Annotated in this window: 13 protein-coding genes; 7 read left to right on the plus strand and 6 right to left on the minus strand. The window is 61.2% G+C overall.

Annotation, left to right across the window (positions count from 1 at the left end; all coding sequences use genetic code 11):
• Window positions 1-61: 61 nt before the first annotated feature.
• Both Mal15_RS31720 and Mal15_RS31725 read right to left on the minus strand, forming a co-directional pair.
• Window positions 62-1003 (minus strand): PP2C family protein-serine/threonine phosphatase, encoded by a 942-nt coding sequence (locus Mal15_RS31720; RefSeq protein ID WP_147871396.1) that lies wholly within the window; start codon window positions 1001-1003, stop codon window positions 62-64.
• A 119-nt stretch (window positions 1004-1122) separates the two neighbouring features.
• A complete protein-coding gene (locus tag Mal15_RS31725) occupies window positions 1123-1869 on the minus strand; it encodes an SDR family oxidoreductase (RefSeq protein ID WP_147871397.1) in 747 nt (248 codons plus the stop codon).
• Window positions 1870-2268: 399 nt separating this feature from the next.
• Between Mal15_RS31725 and Mal15_RS31730 the strand changes: the two genes are divergently transcribed.
• On the plus strand, window positions 2269-2778 hold the full coding sequence (locus Mal15_RS31730) for an SET domain-containing protein (RefSeq protein ID WP_147871398.1): 510 nt from the start codon (window positions 2269-2271) through the stop codon (window positions 2776-2778).
• Between the two features lie 7 nt (window positions 2779-2785).
• On the opposite strand, the gene priA is transcribed toward Mal15_RS31730, so the two are convergent.
• Window positions 2786-5305, minus strand: coding sequence for a replication restart helicase PriA (gene priA, locus Mal15_RS31735; RefSeq protein ID WP_147871399.1), 2520 nt, complete (start codon window positions 5303-5305; stop codon window positions 2786-2788).
• 227 nt (window positions 5306-5532) lie between these two features.
• Here priA and nadD point away from each other — a divergent pair, with 227 nt between their 5' ends.
• Window positions 5533-6147: a nicotinate (nicotinamide) nucleotide adenylyltransferase gene (gene nadD / locus Mal15_RS31740; protein WP_147871400.1), complete on the plus strand. Its 615-nt coding sequence runs from the start codon at window positions 5533-5535 to the stop codon at window positions 6145-6147.
• Between the two features lie 146 nt (window positions 6148-6293).
• Here nadD and Mal15_RS31745 read toward each other — a convergent pair whose 3' ends face one another.
• Together Mal15_RS31745 and Mal15_RS31750 are read right to left on the minus strand one after the other, a co-directional pair.
• Window positions 6294-6821, minus strand: a complete 528-nt coding sequence (locus Mal15_RS31745) for an NADPH-dependent FMN reductase (protein ID WP_147871401.1) — start codon at window positions 6819-6821, stop codon at window positions 6294-6296.
• Between the two features lie 221 nt (window positions 6822-7042).
• A complete protein-coding gene (locus Mal15_RS31750) occupies window positions 7043-7786 on the minus strand; it encodes a hypothetical protein (RefSeq protein ID WP_233903146.1) in 744 nt (247 codons plus the stop codon).
• A gap of 427 nt (window positions 7787-8213) precedes the next feature.
• Between Mal15_RS31750 and Mal15_RS31755 the strand changes: the two genes are divergently transcribed.
• The gene (locus Mal15_RS31755) at window positions 8214-9866 is read left to right on the plus strand and encodes a transglutaminase-like domain-containing protein (RefSeq protein ID WP_167547172.1); all 1653 of its coding nucleotides are present in this window, start codon (window positions 8214-8216) and stop codon (window positions 9864-9866) included.
• Here Mal15_RS31755 and Mal15_RS31760 read toward each other — a convergent pair.
• A complete protein-coding gene (locus Mal15_RS31760; protein ID WP_147871403.1) occupies window positions 9851-10309 on the minus strand; it encodes a bis(5'-nucleosyl)-tetraphosphatase in 459 nt (152 codons plus the stop codon). The two genes, Mal15_RS31755 and Mal15_RS31760, sit on opposite strands and share 16 nt — an antisense overlap.
• Window positions 10310-10435: 126 nt before the next feature.
• On the opposite strand from Mal15_RS31760, the gene Mal15_RS31765 reads away from it, so the two are divergent.
• The 4 genes from Mal15_RS31765 to Mal15_RS31780 all read left to right on the plus strand — a co-directional run bounded on the left by Mal15_RS31765 (window position 10436) and on the right by Mal15_RS31780 (window position 15581).
• Complete coding sequence (locus Mal15_RS31765; RefSeq protein ID WP_147871404.1) at window positions 10436-10990, plus strand: cob(I)yrinic acid a,c-diamide adenosyltransferase; 555 nt, start codon at window positions 10436-10438, stop codon at window positions 10988-10990.
• Between the two features lie 317 nt (window positions 10991-11307).
• Entirely contained in the window at window positions 11308-11646 is a 339-nt protein-coding gene (locus Mal15_RS31770) for a P-II family nitrogen regulator (protein ID WP_145391120.1), read from the plus strand.
• Between the two features lie 276 nt (window positions 11647-11922).
• On the plus strand, window positions 11923-14574 hold the full coding sequence (glnD, locus tag Mal15_RS31775) for a [protein-PII] uridylyltransferase (RefSeq protein ID WP_167547173.1): 2652 nt from the start codon (window positions 11923-11925) through the stop codon (window positions 14572-14574).
• A gap of 290 nt (window positions 14575-14864) precedes the next feature.
• Window positions 14865-15581 (plus strand): flagellar biosynthesis protein FlhF, encoded by a 717-nt coding sequence (locus tag Mal15_RS31780; protein ID WP_147871406.1) that lies wholly within the window; start codon window positions 14865-14867, stop codon window positions 15579-15581.
• Window positions 15582-15995 lie beyond the last annotated feature (414 nt).

Raw genomic sequence — 15995 nt, forward strand, 5'->3', positions numbered from 1 at the left:
GCCGCAGACGGGGCCGAGCCAAGCGATCCGACCGTGGGAAGACGAAACGGCGGACAGCGGATCAAACCTCGGGATCGTCTTGGACGTCGGGGAAGGTTTCTTTGCACGCCGGATCGCTTTCGATCATGGACCCGTTGGCGGCCAAGTGTCTTCGGGGCGTCGGGTGAGAAACGATCACGGTGATGTTGTCTTCGCCGCCGCGTTGGTTGGCAAGGTCGACCAGTTGTTGGCACACCACCGATGCGTCGGGTTCGTGGGCCAGCATGACCGGCAGGTGATCGGCGTCCAGGTAGCGGTACAGTCCATCGCTGCACAGCACGACGGAATCGTTTTCCTGGAGATCGACGCGATGCACTTCCGCGAGCAGACTTCGCTGGTTGTTTCCGCCGACGACGTTCCACAGGATATTGCTCCAGCGGCTGCCGGCTTCGTCTTCGGGTTTCATCCCGCCCGCTTCGACCATCTGTCGGGCCAGGGTGTGGTCGGTCGTGATTTGCCGCGCCGCGCCGTCGCGGATCAGGTAGCATCGGCTGTCGCCGGCATGGACGACGTACATGGTCGGCCAGTGGATGTAGGCCATCGTCAGCGTGGTTCCCATCCCGGCCGCCTCATGGTCTTCGCGCGACTCGGCCAGCAGTCGGCTGTGAGCGTCCCGCAACAGATTTCGCAGTCCGTTGATGAACTCTTCTTCCGATCCGGTGTCGGACTGGAAGAACCAGTGGACACTGTTAAGCAGTCGGCCGATCAGGTGTTGCAGCACGATGCTGCTGGCTTTTTCGCCGGCCGCGTGACCGCCCATCCCGTCGGCGACCAACAGGACTTGGCCTTGAATGCCGCCGAAGAAACGCCCGGTGCTGATCTCCGCCAAACTGGACGCGGAAACGAGCATCGATTTGCTCAATTCCGCGATCAGGAACTGGTCCTGGTTCACCGCGCGTTTGATTCCGACATCGGTCAATCCGAAGGTTTCCGATCGGGTGAATTCGAATTCAGAATCGCGCATCTCCAGGACCTTCGCCGAGGACGAATAATGGTGGCAGTCCAAATTGTAGCGAGGGATGTACCGTCGGTAAGCGTCTCGGGGGCCAAGATTCTGTTTTGCGATCCGCGGCGAGATTCCGCTCAGGTCGACTCGGCGATCTCCGCCTCGATGAAGGATTTGGCATAGCTCTGGTAGGCCGATTCGAATTCTTTTGCCATCGCGTCGGGGAACACGTGGAATCGATCTTCGCGGAGGGCCGCAAAGATCCCTTCGGCGACCACCGCAGGCGAATCCGCGGACTCTTCCAAGCCCGCGGTGTGGGCCATGTCGGTCTTGATCGGCCCCGGGTGAACGCTGACGACCGCCGTGTGTTGGCCGGCCAGCCGTTCGCGCAGCGCCTGGGTCAACGAATAACTGGCCGCTTTGGAGGCGGAGTACGAGGCGAAGTCCACAAACGACTTGATCGAAACGACCGAATTGAGTTGGACCAGCGCGCCGCCTCCGTTGGCTTTCAATACCGGTGCGAATGCCTGGGCGACATGCAGCAATCCCAGCACATTGGTTCGGTGTTCCGCTTCATAATCGGCGAAGACTTCGGGGGACAGCACATCATTGGTTCTCAGGATGCCGGCGTTGTTGATGACGATGTTGACGTCGGTGGCAACCGCGGCCGCGTCGTCGATCGATGTGGGGGCTTGCAAATCGACGGCGATGGGCACGACCTGATCGCCATACTCGGCCACCAGACCGGCCACGGAATCCGGGTCCCGCACGGCTGCGTACACCTTTTTGGCCCCCTGGGCGATCGCGGTTTCCAAGATTGCCTTTCCGATGCCGCGGTTTGCACCGGTGATCAAGACGGTTTGGTTTTGAACGTCGATCGACATGGAGATGCTCCTGTCAGTGGTGGATTGAATCGGGCGTCTGGCACAGCCTTCGGGGCGATCGCAAGCACGCGTCGTGATCGTCGGCCAGGCAGGCTGCGGTCTACAACATGGGGTACCACGCGATGCATGGCGTCTTACACCAATGCGAAGATTTTCTACCAAGCGTCGTGCCGCCGCTGCCCGACGTCGCTACCTTCGACGTCGAGTGACTTGGGGGCAGACGCTTTGGCGTCAAGTCTCGCTTTACCGTACGCCAAGGGTGGAAGACCGTCAGGTCATTCTTGATGACTCAACATGCGGCTATCAAAACAGTATCTTTGTGCGATTGATGATTGATGTGTCGCAAGCGTCAGGTATGTTTGCGTGACGCAAGGTGGTTAAGTTTGGGTTGGGCAAGAGATGGAACTGTCAAAGAAACGACGGAAGAAGTTGCAGTCGGTTGTCGATCAGGATTACGGGTATCGCCGATATGAAGATCGTGACGTGTACGTGTACGATCATGGCGGAAAGCTGGGCTGTGGTGTGTTCGCCGCGCGTCAGTTTCTCCCCGGCGAACTGGTCATCGAAATCAAGGGCCAGTTGATTCCGGCAGCCGAATATGACGGATCCACCTATGCGATGCATTTGGAGGACGATTGGTATTTGGAACCGGTCATCCCCGGTGCCTTTATCAATCACTCCTGCAGTCCGAATTGTGATCTGGTGCAGGTCACCGCGACGACCAACGGCCTGATCGCCCGCTGCAACATTGAAGCGGGGACGGAACTCTGTTTCGATTACCAGTGGGATGCCCAATGGTGGATCCCCCGCTGTCGATGTGGCGCGCGGGATTGTCGCGGCTGGGTGGTCGGTGAGGATCAGGTCAAGAAGATGAAGAAGATCGCGGCGCGGAACAAGAAGGCGAAGTAGCCGGGCCCTACAGCATGTCCATCGGGTCGATGTCGATCACGTACTGCACATCGTCTTTTTCGGGGATCTTGAAGGTCTTGGTCGCCATGCGAATCGTCGCGCCCAATTGCAGCGGGTCCAGTGATTGAAGCAACAGGTGGAACCGATACTTGCCGCGGAGCTTGGCGATCGGCGGCGGGGCGGGGCCGAGCAGACGGACTTCCGCGCCGAGGCGTTCGCGAGCCGATTCCAACCGCAGCAGCAGCGAGTTCGCGGTCGCCTCGGTGACGTCTTCGACGGTGCCGCGAATGATGATCCGGGCCACGCTGCCCAGCGGCGGGTAATTGAATTTTCGTCGGTTGGCGATCTCCGCGTTGGCGAATTGCAGGTAATCGTGACGCGAGGCGGCTTGGATGGCCATGTGTTCGGGTGAAAAGGTTTGCACGATGACGCGTCCGCCGCGGTTGCCCCGGCCGGTTCGTCCGGCGACCTGGGTGACCAGTTGAAAGGTGCGTTCGCCCGCGCGGAAATCGGGAAAGTGCAGCGCCGCATCGGCATTGATCACGCCGACCAGCAGCACGTTGGGGAAATCCAGGCCTTTGGCGATCATCTGGGTTCCGAGCAACAGGTCCAGCTCGCCGCTGCGAAACGCCGAGAGGACTTTTTGGTGGCTACCCGGGCGGCGCATCGTGTCGCTGTCCATCCGTGCGACACGGGCATCGGGGAACCGAGCCTTGACTTCGACCTCCAGTTTCTGCGTGCCCAGTCCACCGTACCGGATCCCGTCAAAGCGGCACTCCGGGCACCACGGTGGCGTGGCGATGGTGTAGTCGCAGTAGTGGCAGACCGCTTTGCCGCCGTCGCGGTGATGGGTCAGTGGCATTTCACAGTCCGGGCAGGCGACGACGTGACCGCAGGAGGGGCATTGGATGGTGGTGGCAAAGCCGCGGCGGTTGAGCAGCAGGATGACTTGCCCGTTTTCGCGCAGGGTTTCGTTGACGGCCAGGTGCAATTGACGGCTGATCGCGCCGCCCCGGGACCGTTCGTCCTTGATCCTCAGGTCGACCAGTTGGACGTCGGGCATCGGGCGGTTGCCGACGCGGCTGGGCATGGAGATCAATTCGGCGTGGCCGGATTGGGTGGCGTGCCAGGATTCCAGCGAGGGCGTGGCGCTGCCGAGCAACAAGGGGATTTTTAGGGATTGGGCGCGGGCGTAGGCGACCTTGCGTGCGTGGTAGCGAGGCTGGCTGTCTTGTTTGAACGACCCGTCGTGTTCTTCGTCCAGGATGATCAGTCCCAACCGTGGCAGCGGTGCGAAGACGGCGCTGCGGGGGCCGACGACGACTTGGACTTCGCCGCGTCGGATGCGTTGCCATTGGAAGTGACGTTCGGCCGGCGTCATTTGGCTGTGCAGCACCGCGACCGAGGCGAAGCGTCGTTCGAATCGTCCTCGGGTTTGCGGGGTCAGACTGATTTCGGGCACCAGCACGATCGCGGCGCGGCCGAATTTGACGACGTGCTCGATCGCACGGATGTAGACCTCTGTTTTTCCGCTGCCGGTCACGCCGTGCAGCAGCAGCGTTTTGGCGGCCGCCGCATCGAGGGCTGCGGTGATCCGCTGCAAGGCGAGGGATTGATCGTCGGTCAGTTCATGCGCCTCGGTCTTTTCCCCGTCGCTGGTCTGCCAGCGGACGGGCATCGAGGTCGCCATTTCGCGGCGTGTGTCCTCGGACAGGAGCCCCTTCTTTCGCAGCGCGTTGATCGGCGCCGCGGTGCACTCGGCGTGCACCATGAGTTGTGAGGCCGTCATCGGTTTGCCAGCCGTGATCAACAATCGCAGCGCCCGCTGTTGCTTCTTTGGCAGCGCGTCGACGACGGATTCATCGGCCGTCGACGGCGCGGGGGTCAGGTAGGTCCGTTCACGAGTCCCCGCACTTGCACGAACGCTGGACGGTATCAACGCGTCAAAGACCTGTCCGGCCGGTGACTGATAGTAATGACTCATCCACGTCACCAGCCGCACCAACGGCCGATCGCATAGCGGAGCATCGTCCAGGATTTCGGCGACGTCGCTGAGCGATTTGCCGCTCTGGCTGCCGATCTTGGTTTCGATGCACCAGCCGACGGTCGGGCGTTTGCGTCGGCCCAGCGGCACATGCACCCGCATGCCGGGGTGAAGCTGGTCCCGCATCTCTGCCGGGATGCGATAATCGTAGGGGCCGTAGGGCGCGTCGCGAAACACGACGCTCGCGACCGCCACGTCCTCTTCGACCGCCAATTCCCAGGGCGGGGGATCGGTTTCGAACAACTGTCCCTGGGTGGCTTCGTGCTGAGCGCCGCTCTTGTGTTGAGCGCCGCGATTCTGGGCGCCGCGATTCTGGGCGGCGTCTCCGGCATCGGCTGCGTCATCGCCGGAAGATAGAAATCCGGGTGCGGAAAGGCTGCCGGAGACTTCACCGAGGCCATCGCCAGGGGCAGCGGTATCGTTTGGATTTCTGTCGCCAGGGCGCGTGTCGTTGGGGCGTTGGGGGGGAACGGCGGACGGCATGGGGATCGGGCCGGCGGAGGTTGCAGCGTGGGGGGCGTCGCCTGTCAGCATAAAGCATTCCTGGAGATTTGGGACCGTCGGATCAGTCACTTCATCGTTCCGATCGGACTGACACGGGTGGTCAAATGCGAGGCCGAAGGCGACAACATGGACTTGAGTGAGTTGTTGATCGCAGCGGTTGGCAGCAAAAAACAGCCAGCGAAATCACCAGCAAGAGTAACGGAGCCATGGAGATGCGCATCGGAGTCTTTGGCGGGTCGTTTGATCCTGTTCACGTGGGACACTTGTGGATCGCCGAAACCGCGACGGAAGCCCTGGATCTGGACCGGTTGCTGTGGATCCCGACCGCGACGCAGCCGCTTAAGCCGGACGGACCAGTTGCCAGCGATGACCAACGGGTGGAGATGTTGCGGCTGGCCATCGCGGGGCGTCCCGGGCACGAGGTCGATACACGCGAGCTTCATCGTGCGGGCGTCAGCTACACCGTGGACACCATCGCGGAGTTGCAGCAGGAGCATCCCGGCGCCGAGATGTATCTGATCATCGGCAGCGATTCGTTGGCATCGATGCGTCGCTGGCATCAGCCGGAGGCGTTGCTTTCGCGGGTATCGTTGGCGGTGGTTCAGCGCGGCGGCGAAGAGCAAATCGATTTTTCGGTGCTCAAGGGGCTCGTCAGCGAAGACCGGATCGAACGCTTTCGTGGTTGCGTGATCAACATGCCGGTGATTGAGATTTCCAGCAGCGAGATTCGGAGCAGGGCAGGGCAGGGGAGTAGCATTCGCCACCGCGTGCCCCGATCGGTCGAGGCATATATCCAGGCCAACGGGGTTTATCGTGGGTAGGTGGTCGGTGGATGGGTGTACGACGTCCTTTCTAGGTCGTCGCGCAGAGCCCCACGGGCGACGGCTCGGAAGGGCCATCGTACCGCGAGAAAAGCATCGCCCTAAGCTGGACGGTCGCCTGAAGGCGAGACACCAACGTGCGCTGTTCAGACGCCCGGTGCCAGGGCGTCGGCCAGACGCAGGGTTTCGGTGACCAGCAGGTCGACACGCGACTGGATGTCTTCGTCGGCAAGCTTGTCGCCTTCGAAGGATTCGCCGGTGGCGTAGACGAACCTGGGGACGATGTGGCAGCGGAAATCCAGCATCAGGCTGTTGGCCAATCCCATCGCGCTCATGTAGCTGCCCGCCCCGCCGGCGGCCAGCATCATCGCGACGACTTTCCCGGTCCATTTCTTTCCGGTCAGCTCGACAGCGTTTTTGATCGCCGCATTGACGTCAAAGTTGTACACCGGGGACGCGATGAAGATGGCATCGGCCGATTCGATCAGGTTTCCCAGGTCGATGACTTTGGGGTGTCCGTAGGCGGCGGCACCGTCACAAAACGGCAGCGGGGTCGCGGCGAGATCGAACCAGGCGACATCGCGTCGGGCGGCTTCAAGTTTCTCTCGGCACGCGCTGGCGAGAATGCGGCTGCGGCTGCCAGGGTTCAAACTGGCGCTCAAAACCAGAATCATGATGGCGAAGTCCTGCGAGGCGGGCGATGCGGATGTCTTCGCGAATCCTAGTTCACGGGACCCTCAAACGGCAACCCGACCGGGGGCGACGCCCGATACTGCTACGTCGATGCCCGGACGCTTGCGCGAACCGGCTGATGTCAAACGGAGGTCAGCCGAATGGCGCAAGCCTTCGGGCTCCAGCCTCGTGGAAACGACACTTCGGTCGACCGCGATCCCCGCTAGCAGCAGCCCGACTGGTCGTCGCTGTCCATGCCCAGGCGGTGTTTGAGCGTGTTGAACTTGTCAAAGTAAGCTTCGCTGCTGCTGTGGACATGTTCCGCTTCGGTGATGAACTTGATGTTTTCATCGGGATAGACGTCCGACGCGATCAGCGTTTGTTCAAACTGTTCCAGCGGGCGACCATAGATGATCATCAACTTGTGCTCGTCCAATTGAACTTCCTGGCGTCGTCCCGGATTGATCACCGCGATGCCGGTGCAGCCGTCGTTGAGCAGCAGGTCTTCGTGGTCCAGCAAAATGCTTTTCAGGACGGGCACATCGATGTGCTCGCGATAAAGGTCCTGCTGGTTGGGTGCGAAATGGTGGCTGGTTTCCAGCACGACATCGACGACGGGCCCCAGTTTGTCGATCAGGTCCAGAAACAGGTCCATGATCCGATGTCGCGTCGCCGCGGCCATGATGACCGGGGTGCGGACTTGACTGTTATCGTCGACGTATTCGTCGAAGCGGAAACCCTGGCGAGGCACGACTTGCAAGTCATACGAAGGCCGGATCGCATCGGTCAGGTCGAACGCACCGTAGGTGTCGATACCCATATGCGTTTGCAGCTCCTCCTCCGTCAACGCTTCAAAGCTACCCGGTGTGAAGATCGACCCTGTGTCTTCGACGGTATTGTTGCGGAGGATGCGTTTCAAAAAGCCCATGTCAGGCGGTCCGGTTCTTATCGCGGGGGGGATGGTCACGGGAACTATGAAGATCGGGCGAAGTCAACCTCCGCCTCGGTCTACAGCCAACGCTAGGTCATGTGATGGCCGTGGCGCAACGTTTCGCCAAACCGGATCTCTCGCCCCATGAAATCGTTCAGGCATGTTCGGATCAGGCGAATCGACCGGATCGATCCCTGCAATCGGACTCCTTCGCTTGAGTTAAACGTGTTGTCCAAAGGCATCATTCCGCAGTGCCAGACGTGCCCGCGAGGCGATTCGTGTTGCGTCTATGCCATAGGCGTCTCGGCGTGATAGATTGCAATCGTGGCGATGAGAGCGTCGCGATTCGTTTTTCTCCGTGAGAATACTGGTGGTCCGCGTCTTGAATGCGCAATTGCTGATGGCTGTCGACCGTGTGCGGCAAAGGCCTTTCCCACAGTGGTCGGTTGGGGCGCTGGGGGCAATGATTTTGTCGAGTGGTCTGTTGGCCACTTCGGGCTGCAAGGATTTGATTCCGCCGCGACCACCGATCGGGCAGCCCGCCGCGGAGACGGAACAGATCGAACGCGGCGAAACAGCGGAAAGCGAAACGGTCGCGGAAACGGATCCATCTCCGCAAGAATCCTTCGAAGGGGATTGGGGTGCGTGGTACGTGCATCGCTTCGGCAGCCAAGTCGTGGGAGTGACGGAAATCAAAGCCGATGCGGTGATCGACGGCATCGACTTTGCCGCGGCGACCGAAGCCCGATACAGTCGTCGGGAGCGGATGATCTTTCGGACCGGCAACGCCTCGTTCGTTCGTCGCATCACACTTACCAGCGTCGAGTCGGTTGACGGGGCGCTTCGAAGTTTTAGCAGCGACGTGCACGCCGGACCGATCTCCTCCTCGGCTCGCGGAACACGCAACCAACAGAAACTGACGGTCACCACGACGGGCGAAGGCGGACAGAAGAGCAACCAGCTGGATTGGCCGGCGAAGACACGCGGGCTGTTCGCGCTGGAACAGACGTTGCGACGGCGGGGAATCGAAACCGGCCAAACACGACGGCTGTCCGTCTTGATGCCCTCGCTTCAGTCGATCGGAGTGATCGAGTTGCGTTGTACCGGCGCGGCATCGGTGCCGATGCTCAGCGGCAGCTATCGGACCCTGCGCGAGGTCGACGTGGCGACCTTTCAAGACGGACAGCAAGTCGATTCGTTGGTCGTCTGGATCGACGACCAGGGCGTGATCGAAAAATCGCTGCACCTCGGGCTTAGGCTGGAATCGTTTCGGACCGACCGCGTGACGGCCGGCGATTTGTTCGATCAACCGGACGACGGGAAAGTGGCTTTCAGCGTCGCGGGGTCGCTGCGCCGGGATGCCGATCCGACGGAGGTCGCGTATGTGGTCGTCGACGCGTCGCGATCGCAAGACCGGCCGGAATCCGAAGCGGGCAGCAAGGCCGACCCGGCCGCGGCTGAATTCATTCCGGCGGTCGCGGGGCAATCCGTGCGCGAGCGCGGCGACGGAGTGCACGTGTTGGTGTCGACCCAGAGGAAGGCACCGGCGGGGTTTCAGCAGGACCGGTCGGTTGTCCTGCCGATCGATACGGCCGCGACGGAGATCATCGACACCGGCCATGCCTCGGTGATCCGCATGGCCGGCGCGATCGGCGAGCTACCGGTCGGCGATCTGGCCCAGGAACTGGCGCGGCTGGTTCAGAACGACCTGGCGTTGATCCCTCAAGGCGATTTGCGTCCGGCATCGGCAATTGTCCGTTCCGGCCAAGGTGGTGCGATCGACCACGCCATTTTGATCACGGCGTTGCTGCGCGCCCGGCAGATTCCGGCCCGGGTCGTGTTCGGGCTCTCGCGATCCCGCACGGACGGGACATCCGCGGGGGGGCCATCGGCTGGCGACCGATTGAGGATGAATCTGGACGCCTGGGTGGTGGCATCGATCGACGGCGAGTGGATTTCGATCGATCCGATCTCGTCGCGAATCAATCGCGCCGATCAGATTGGTTTGAGCCGACCGGCCGGGGATGCGGATTTGAGCCGTGAGCTGGCGAAGGTGTTTCGGCGTCTGGCCGAGATCGAGATTGAAATCCGCGGCGCGAGTTATGGGGCCGATTGACTTTCGGGGCGTTCCAAGTGCTTGGCGACGGCTTGCAACAGCGGATCGATCGTTTGGGTCTGGATCTGGTGAGGCGGATTCCAGGGAAACCAGCGGAATCCCGGGTGTTCGGTCAGCGTGGGGTTGAAGGCCGATTCGACGCTGCCGAGCAGGTAGACGACGGTTTTAAGAAACGTTTGGTCGCCGTGGCGTTTGTATCGGACCGGATAACTCAGTTCGAATCGAAAGTCGGGGTCGATCTGGATGTCATCGGCGGCCAACCCCGTTTCTTCCTCGGTTTCCCGCAACGCCGTTTGCAGGTCCGATTCGCCCCGATCGCAATGTCCTTTGGGCAAATCCCAACGGTCGTGGTGTTGCATCAGCAGAAATTGCCGGGGCTCCGATCGCGTGATCAGCAGGATACCGGCAGCGCGTTTGGTCGGTGGGTTGTTGAGCTGGGTCATCAAAACAGGGGCAGCAAAACTGGGGCAGCGAAATCGAATTCAGGTTTCTCGGCCGCGGCGGACTTGTCGTCAGAGCGAAGCGCCCTAAAAAGAACGTCCACAGATTCCATTCCAGCCGGGTGCATCATGAAAATTTATACGCGAACCGGGGATGCCGGGAGCACGGGACTGTTCGGGGGGCCGAGGGTCTCCAAGGACGATGCCAGGATCGAGGCTTACGGGACGGTCGACGAACTCAACGCGGCGCTGGGTTGCGTGCGTTCGGCCGGCGGCGTGGGCGACGGCTTGGACCGGCAATTGGAACAGATTCAGCGCGAGCTGTTTTCGATCGGGGCGGAATTGGCGACCCCGGATCCGGACGAGCACGATCTGCGGGTGATCGGGACGTCCCATGTCGCCCGAATGGAGACGTGGATCGACGAGCACGAGAGCGGGTTGAGTCCGTTGAAACAATTCATTTTGCCCGGTGGGACGCACGCCGCATCGCTGCTGCACCTGGCCCGGGCGATTTGTCGCCGTGCCGAGCGACGCGTGGTGACGCTGGGCGACCGGTCGGGGGTCGAGATCTCCGACGCGGTGATCGTCTACCTGAACCGGCTGAGCGACTACCTGTTTGTATTGTCCCGGCAAGTGAATGCCCAGGCGGGGATCGCCGACGTGCCGTGGCGGCGCCCGGACTGATCGGACCGACTGATCGGGCCCGACTGATCGGGCCCGACTGATCGGGCCCAACTGACCGGGCCCAACTGACTGGGCCCGACTGACTGGGCCCGACTGACCGGGCCGGTAGGGCCGATCCGTCTCGCCGGGATACCCGCTGGATGGACTTCGGCAGGCGAGTGTACAATGAATCCGAGTCCAATTGACGCAGAGTACAGAATTGACCCGATTACAATTGGACAGACGTGGTGTGGCCGCCGATCGGCTGGCCGCCTGACGTACGATCTGAGTTCACCCTATGGGACTGGAAATCCAGCCGCATCCTCCGAGGCATAAACGTGAAAAAAGTTGAAGGCATCGTTCGGCACTTCAAATTGGAAGATGTCAAAAACGCGTTGACGGACCAGGGCATCCACGGGATGACGGTCAGCGAGGTGCGCGGTTTCGGGCGTCAGAAGGGGCACACGGAGATTTATCGGGGGACGGAATACGCGATCGATTTTGTCCCCAAGGTAAAAATCGAAGTGATTTGCACCGACGAAAATCTGCAAACGGTGGTCGACACGATTTTGCAAACGGCACAGACCGGTCAGATCGGCGACGGAAAAATCTTCGTCACCAACCTGGAAGATTCGATCCGGATCCGCACCGGTGAGCGTGGCGAAGAGGCGCTCTAGCGCGTCGAAAAAACGCTCGAAAGCGTCCTGCCGAGCGGTTTGGTGGCGGTGCCCCGTTCGGGTGCAAACTCCGTCGCCGGGGTCGTCAGCGCTGATTCGCAACTTGGGATCAGGAACGAATGGCACGGGCATACGTGTTGGTGTGCGGGCTTTAGCCGCCCACGGTCGCAGCGACCGGGAATCGCCTCGAGGCTAACACACCAACGGTTCCCGCCCCCTTTTCGCAGCCCAACCCCAAAATCAAGTGTTGATGAATCACGAGGCGGCGTATTCTTGATGGCTGGTTCCTCGCTCTCGGATGTTGTCTTACGCGGCCGCGAGATGTTGCGCAAGGGACGCGAGCGATGTCGCCGTCAACATGATGGCGGGTCGCGGGGGACGCAGGTCTCTACCCTGGTCAGCGATCTGTATGACGACTTGGTGTTGGAGGTCTGGAATCAGGCCTGCGCCGACTACTTTGACTCGGCCACACCGGCGGGGGTCGCGTTGGTGGCCCACGGCGGATTCGGGCGTCGCGACCTGGCACCGTATTCGGACGCCGACCTGATGCTGATCGTCCGCGGACGCTCCACCGCGGTGGCTGAAAAACTGGCCCAGGCGTTGACCCGCGATCTGGTCGATATCGGATTGGAAGTCGGTTTCGCGCTGCGGACCCCGCGCGAGGCCTGTTCGCTGTCTTGGTCCGATCCGGTCATCTTCACGTCGCTGACCGAATCACGGTTCCTGGCCGGCAGTTTGAAGGTTTTTAAACGCTTCTTTCAATCGTTGCGACACGGTGCGGTCCGTCGCGGCGGTCGATTGGTCCGCGATTTGACCCAAGCCCGTCAAGAGGAACGGAGCAAGTGGGGGGACACCAACTATCTGTTGACACCCAATGTGAAAAAGTCGCGCGGCGGATTGCGTGACATCCAGATGATTCGCTGGATCGGGTTCGCCCGTTACGGCGAGGTGGATCTGGAGCGATTGCTGAAACTCGGAACGCTGACCGATGAAGACTATCGGATGCTGCGGCGGGCCTATGACTTTCTGATCCGGTTGCGAAATGAACTGCATTTTCGCGAGAACCGGGCGCAGGATGTCCTGGACCGGGCGACGCAAGTGGTGATCGCCAAGGCCTGGGGATACAAGGGCCGTGAAGGCGTGCTGCCGGTTGAAGCGTTCATGCAGCAGTACTTTGACGTCACGCGGGACGTCCGCTATGCCGCCCGGTTCTTTGCCGACGACAACCGCAGCCGGCCGCTGATCGGTCAGGCCATCGAGCGGATTCGGGCCCGCCGGATCGGCACCGATGTGCTGATGGGCCCGACACACATTTGGGTCGAGGCGTCGAAGTTGCGCGAGTTCTCGCTAAGTCTGCCGCGGATCCTGCGGTTCATGAGTCTGGCCAATCATCACAACCGGCGGATCGGACATCACACTTGGCAAACGATTCGCAAGGCGATGCAGGAGCGGCAACCGGCGCGCCCGGACGCCGAATCGGTGGGCGCATTCCTGTCGCTGCTCAGCCGCGGCGGTCGGTTGGCGCCGTTGCTGCGACGCTTGCACGAGCTGCGGATCATCGATCAGTTGATTCCCGATTTCAAACGCACGCGCGGGTTGTTGCAGTTCAACGCCTATCACAAATACACCGTCGACGCCCACTGCATTCGTGCCGTCGAAGTGGCGACCGATTTCGCCGATGATCCGACGGCGATGGGGCGTCGCTATCGCCGGTTGAAAGACAAGACGTTGTTGCACCTGGCGCTCCTGATCCACGACATCGGCAAAGGTTACGAAGAGGATCATTCGATCGTCGGTGCAAGGATCGCGCGAAAAACCGGCGAGCGGTTGGATTTAGATGCCAGCAGCATCGAGATTCTGGAATGGCTGGTGTTGAAGCACTTGTCGGTCAACACGGTCGCCTTTCGCCACGATTTGAACGATCCCGAAATCGTCATCGCGTTCGCCAAAGAGGTCGGGTCGATCCGACGGCTCGAGTTGCTGATCATCCATTCGGTCGCGGATCTGGCGGCGGTCGGTCCTGATGTGTTGACCGATTGGAAGATGAAGTTGATCGAAGACCTGTATCTGCGGACCCGGCGTTATTTCGAAACCGGGGACCTGGATGCCGATCAGGCCGAATTGGCAGACGAGATTCGACATCAGGTCCGAGAGTGCTTGGGGGATGAAACGACCGCGGCGACCAGTCTGGGTCTGCTTCGCCAGATCCCGTTGTCGATGTTGCGACGGGAGAAACCGGAAGATCTGGCGACGCAGTTGATCCACGTCGCCGCCGCACTGGACGCCGGCCAACGCACGCTGTGTTTTTCACAATACGACCCGATCCCGTCGGCGATGCGCTACGTCGTCATCTTTCGCCAAGGCGACACCCGGGTTGGCATCTTTGCCCGGGTCGCCGGTGCATTCATGTCCTGCGGAATCGATATCTTGCGCGCCGAAATCGTCACGCTCGAAGACATCGTCTGGGATGAATTCTGGGTCTCCGATCCCGACTACCCCGATCAACCGCCGCCGGAGCGACTGGATGCCGTCTCGTCGCGCGTGAGGGACTTGCTCGACTCACCGGACGCACCATTGCCGCCGCGCAAACGAAAGTGGTCGGTCGGCAAAAAAGACGAATCCGAAACGCTGAATGTGCTGCCGACCAAGGTGGATTTGGACAACGAGACGTTGGATCGGTTCACGATCCTGTCGCTGTTCGCCTATGACCAAACCGGATTGCTGTACCGCGTCGCCACAGCGCTTTCGCAGCTGAACCTGGTGCTGCACTTCGCAAAAATCGACACGCACCTGGATCAGGTCGCCGACGTTTTCTATCTGACCGAAGCCGACGGCCGGCAAGTCGAATCGAAAGAACGTCAATCGCAGGTCCGCCAGGCGGTCCTGAGCGTGATCTCGCCCGAGGATCAAGATTCAGCCGACGCCTGAGTCATTTGACGCCGTGATTTCGCTGTCTCCGCGTCCGGTTTTTCCGCTCCGGTAAGACCCGCGGACGAGTGGCAGTTTAACGGCTGAAAAAAGACGTCGCGTCGATTCGAATGCATGCTCACCATGCGACCGGTTTTCCAAAGTTTTCTCGCCGGCGGTTTGCGTCAACCCCGATGCGCGGGAAAGCTTACAGTGAAAGAACCGATAGAGGCATGGATGCTGCGCCGGTCAAGGCGGCGCGACGACATGTCGATCCTCTCCCCCTCCACCAAAGCACATGGATGTATCTCATGCGTACTCGCAACCCTTTCGCGCGATTGGTCCTCGCAGCAATGTTTGCCGGGGCAATCGTGACGGCCGGACAAGCCCAAGCCAAAAGCGATTTCGACGCGCTGCTGGCCGACGTCAATTTTGACAGCGTCCCCGAAGTCACGCCGCCGGCCCCGCTTCAGGACATCGCCCAGCCGCGGGCGACCACTCTGGTGGACCAGAACGTCCAGGCCATCGATGAACCGGTCCAGGCGACGGAGTTGACGACCGCTCCGGCGGCTGAAGCGATGACGCTGCCCCAGGCGGCGGAAAAGCTGCCCGCGCCGCCCGCCCCGCTGGCGGACGACCAACCGCACGATCAAGTTGCTGCGGCCGCACCGATCGCCACGGTCGCGAGCTGCCAATCATGCAACTCTGGCTGTGGTCACCATTGCCAAGCGGCCGGCCACAACTGCGGGCATCGGTATCAACCCGGATCGTGCCAGCCCTACATGCCGCCCCAATTGCCGACGTCGACGTTCTATCAATACTGGCGTTCCAACGCCTGCAACGTCCACGTCTGGGACGGATTCCAAAACCGCTGCAAACCCCACATCGATCTGTCGATCCACGGCAAGTCGCATGGTTGCTGCAAGAGCGGCTGCTGCAACGGCGCCTGTGACAACGGTGGCTGTGCCGCAGCGCCGGTCGATTGCGGCCCCGCGCCGGCCGAATGGTCCGGCGGCAACGCGCAGTAATCGCGTCGCTAGGAAGCCGTAATCGCTTCGCGAGGAAGCCGTAATCGCCTTTGCTAGCAAACTGCCTGACCTGGACGAAGAAAAAAATCGGCCGACGCCGCGAAACCGCTACAGGAATCGCGGCGTGCGTGCCGATACTCCAGGTACCATGGATTGGGAGGGTGGAACGATCGGTGCCATCGTTCCAGCACTGATGGGCCATGGTGAGGCAGGGAGGGCTTCACCATGGCCCTTCTCCTTTTGCGAAGGAGGGATCTTTCGCGAAGGAGCATTGCAGCCCAACGAACCCGACCGACAGGCTCGACGTGTCCGCACGTCGAGCTTGTTTTTTTGGTGGGTAGCGGGAGCCGCCAAGGCTTTCGGTATGCGTTGCCGAGGGCCGCATTCTCGGCGGTCGATTGGAAAGGACTGACT

Origin of the sequence: Stieleria maiorica, from assembly GCF_008035925.1 — a bacterium.
Classification (GTDB): domain Bacteria; phylum Planctomycetota; class Planctomycetia; order Pirellulales; family Pirellulaceae; genus Stieleria; species Stieleria maiorica.

Bases quoted from the DNA above. Each gene is read 5' to 3' on its own strand.
- Mal15_RS31780 (WP_147871406.1), top strand. From the start codon at position 14,865: ATGCGTACTCGCAACCCTTTCGCGCGATTGGTCCTCGCAGCAATGTTT.
- glnD (WP_167547173.1), top strand. From the start codon at position 11,923: ATGGCTGGTTCCTCGCTCTCGGATGTTGTCTTACGCGGCCGCGAGATG.
- Mal15_RS31765 (WP_147871404.1), top strand. From the start codon at position 10,436: ATGAAAATTTATACGCGAACCGGGGATGCCGGGAGCACGGGACTGTTC.
- priA (WP_147871399.1), bottom strand. From the start codon at position 5,305: ATGCCGTCCGCCGTTCCCCCCCAACGCCCCAACGACACGCGCCCTGGC.
- Mal15_RS31725 (WP_147871397.1), bottom strand. From the start codon at position 1,869: ATGTCGATCGACGTTCAAAACCAAACCGTCTTGATCACCGGTGCAAAC.
- Mal15_RS31745 (WP_147871401.1), bottom strand. From the start codon at position 6,821: ATGATTCTGGTTTTGAGCGCCAGTTTGAACCCTGGCAGCCGCAGCCGC.
- Mal15_RS31720 (WP_147871396.1), bottom strand. From the start codon at position 1,003: ATGCGCGATTCTGAATTCGAATTCACCCGATCGGAAACCTTCGGATTG.
- nadD (WP_147871400.1), top strand. From the start codon at position 5,533: ATGGAGATGCGCATCGGAGTCTTTGGCGGGTCGTTTGATCCTGTTCAC.
- Mal15_RS31730 (WP_147871398.1), top strand. From the start codon at position 2,269: ATGGAACTGTCAAAGAAACGACGGAAGAAGTTGCAGTCGGTTGTCGAT.
- Mal15_RS31760 (WP_147871403.1), bottom strand. From the start codon at position 10,309: ATGACCCAGCTCAACAACCCACCGACCAAACGCGCTGCCGGTATCCTG.
- Mal15_RS31755 (WP_167547172.1), top strand. From the start codon at position 8,214: ATGATTTTGTCGAGTGGTCTGTTGGCCACTTCGGGCTGCAAGGATTTG.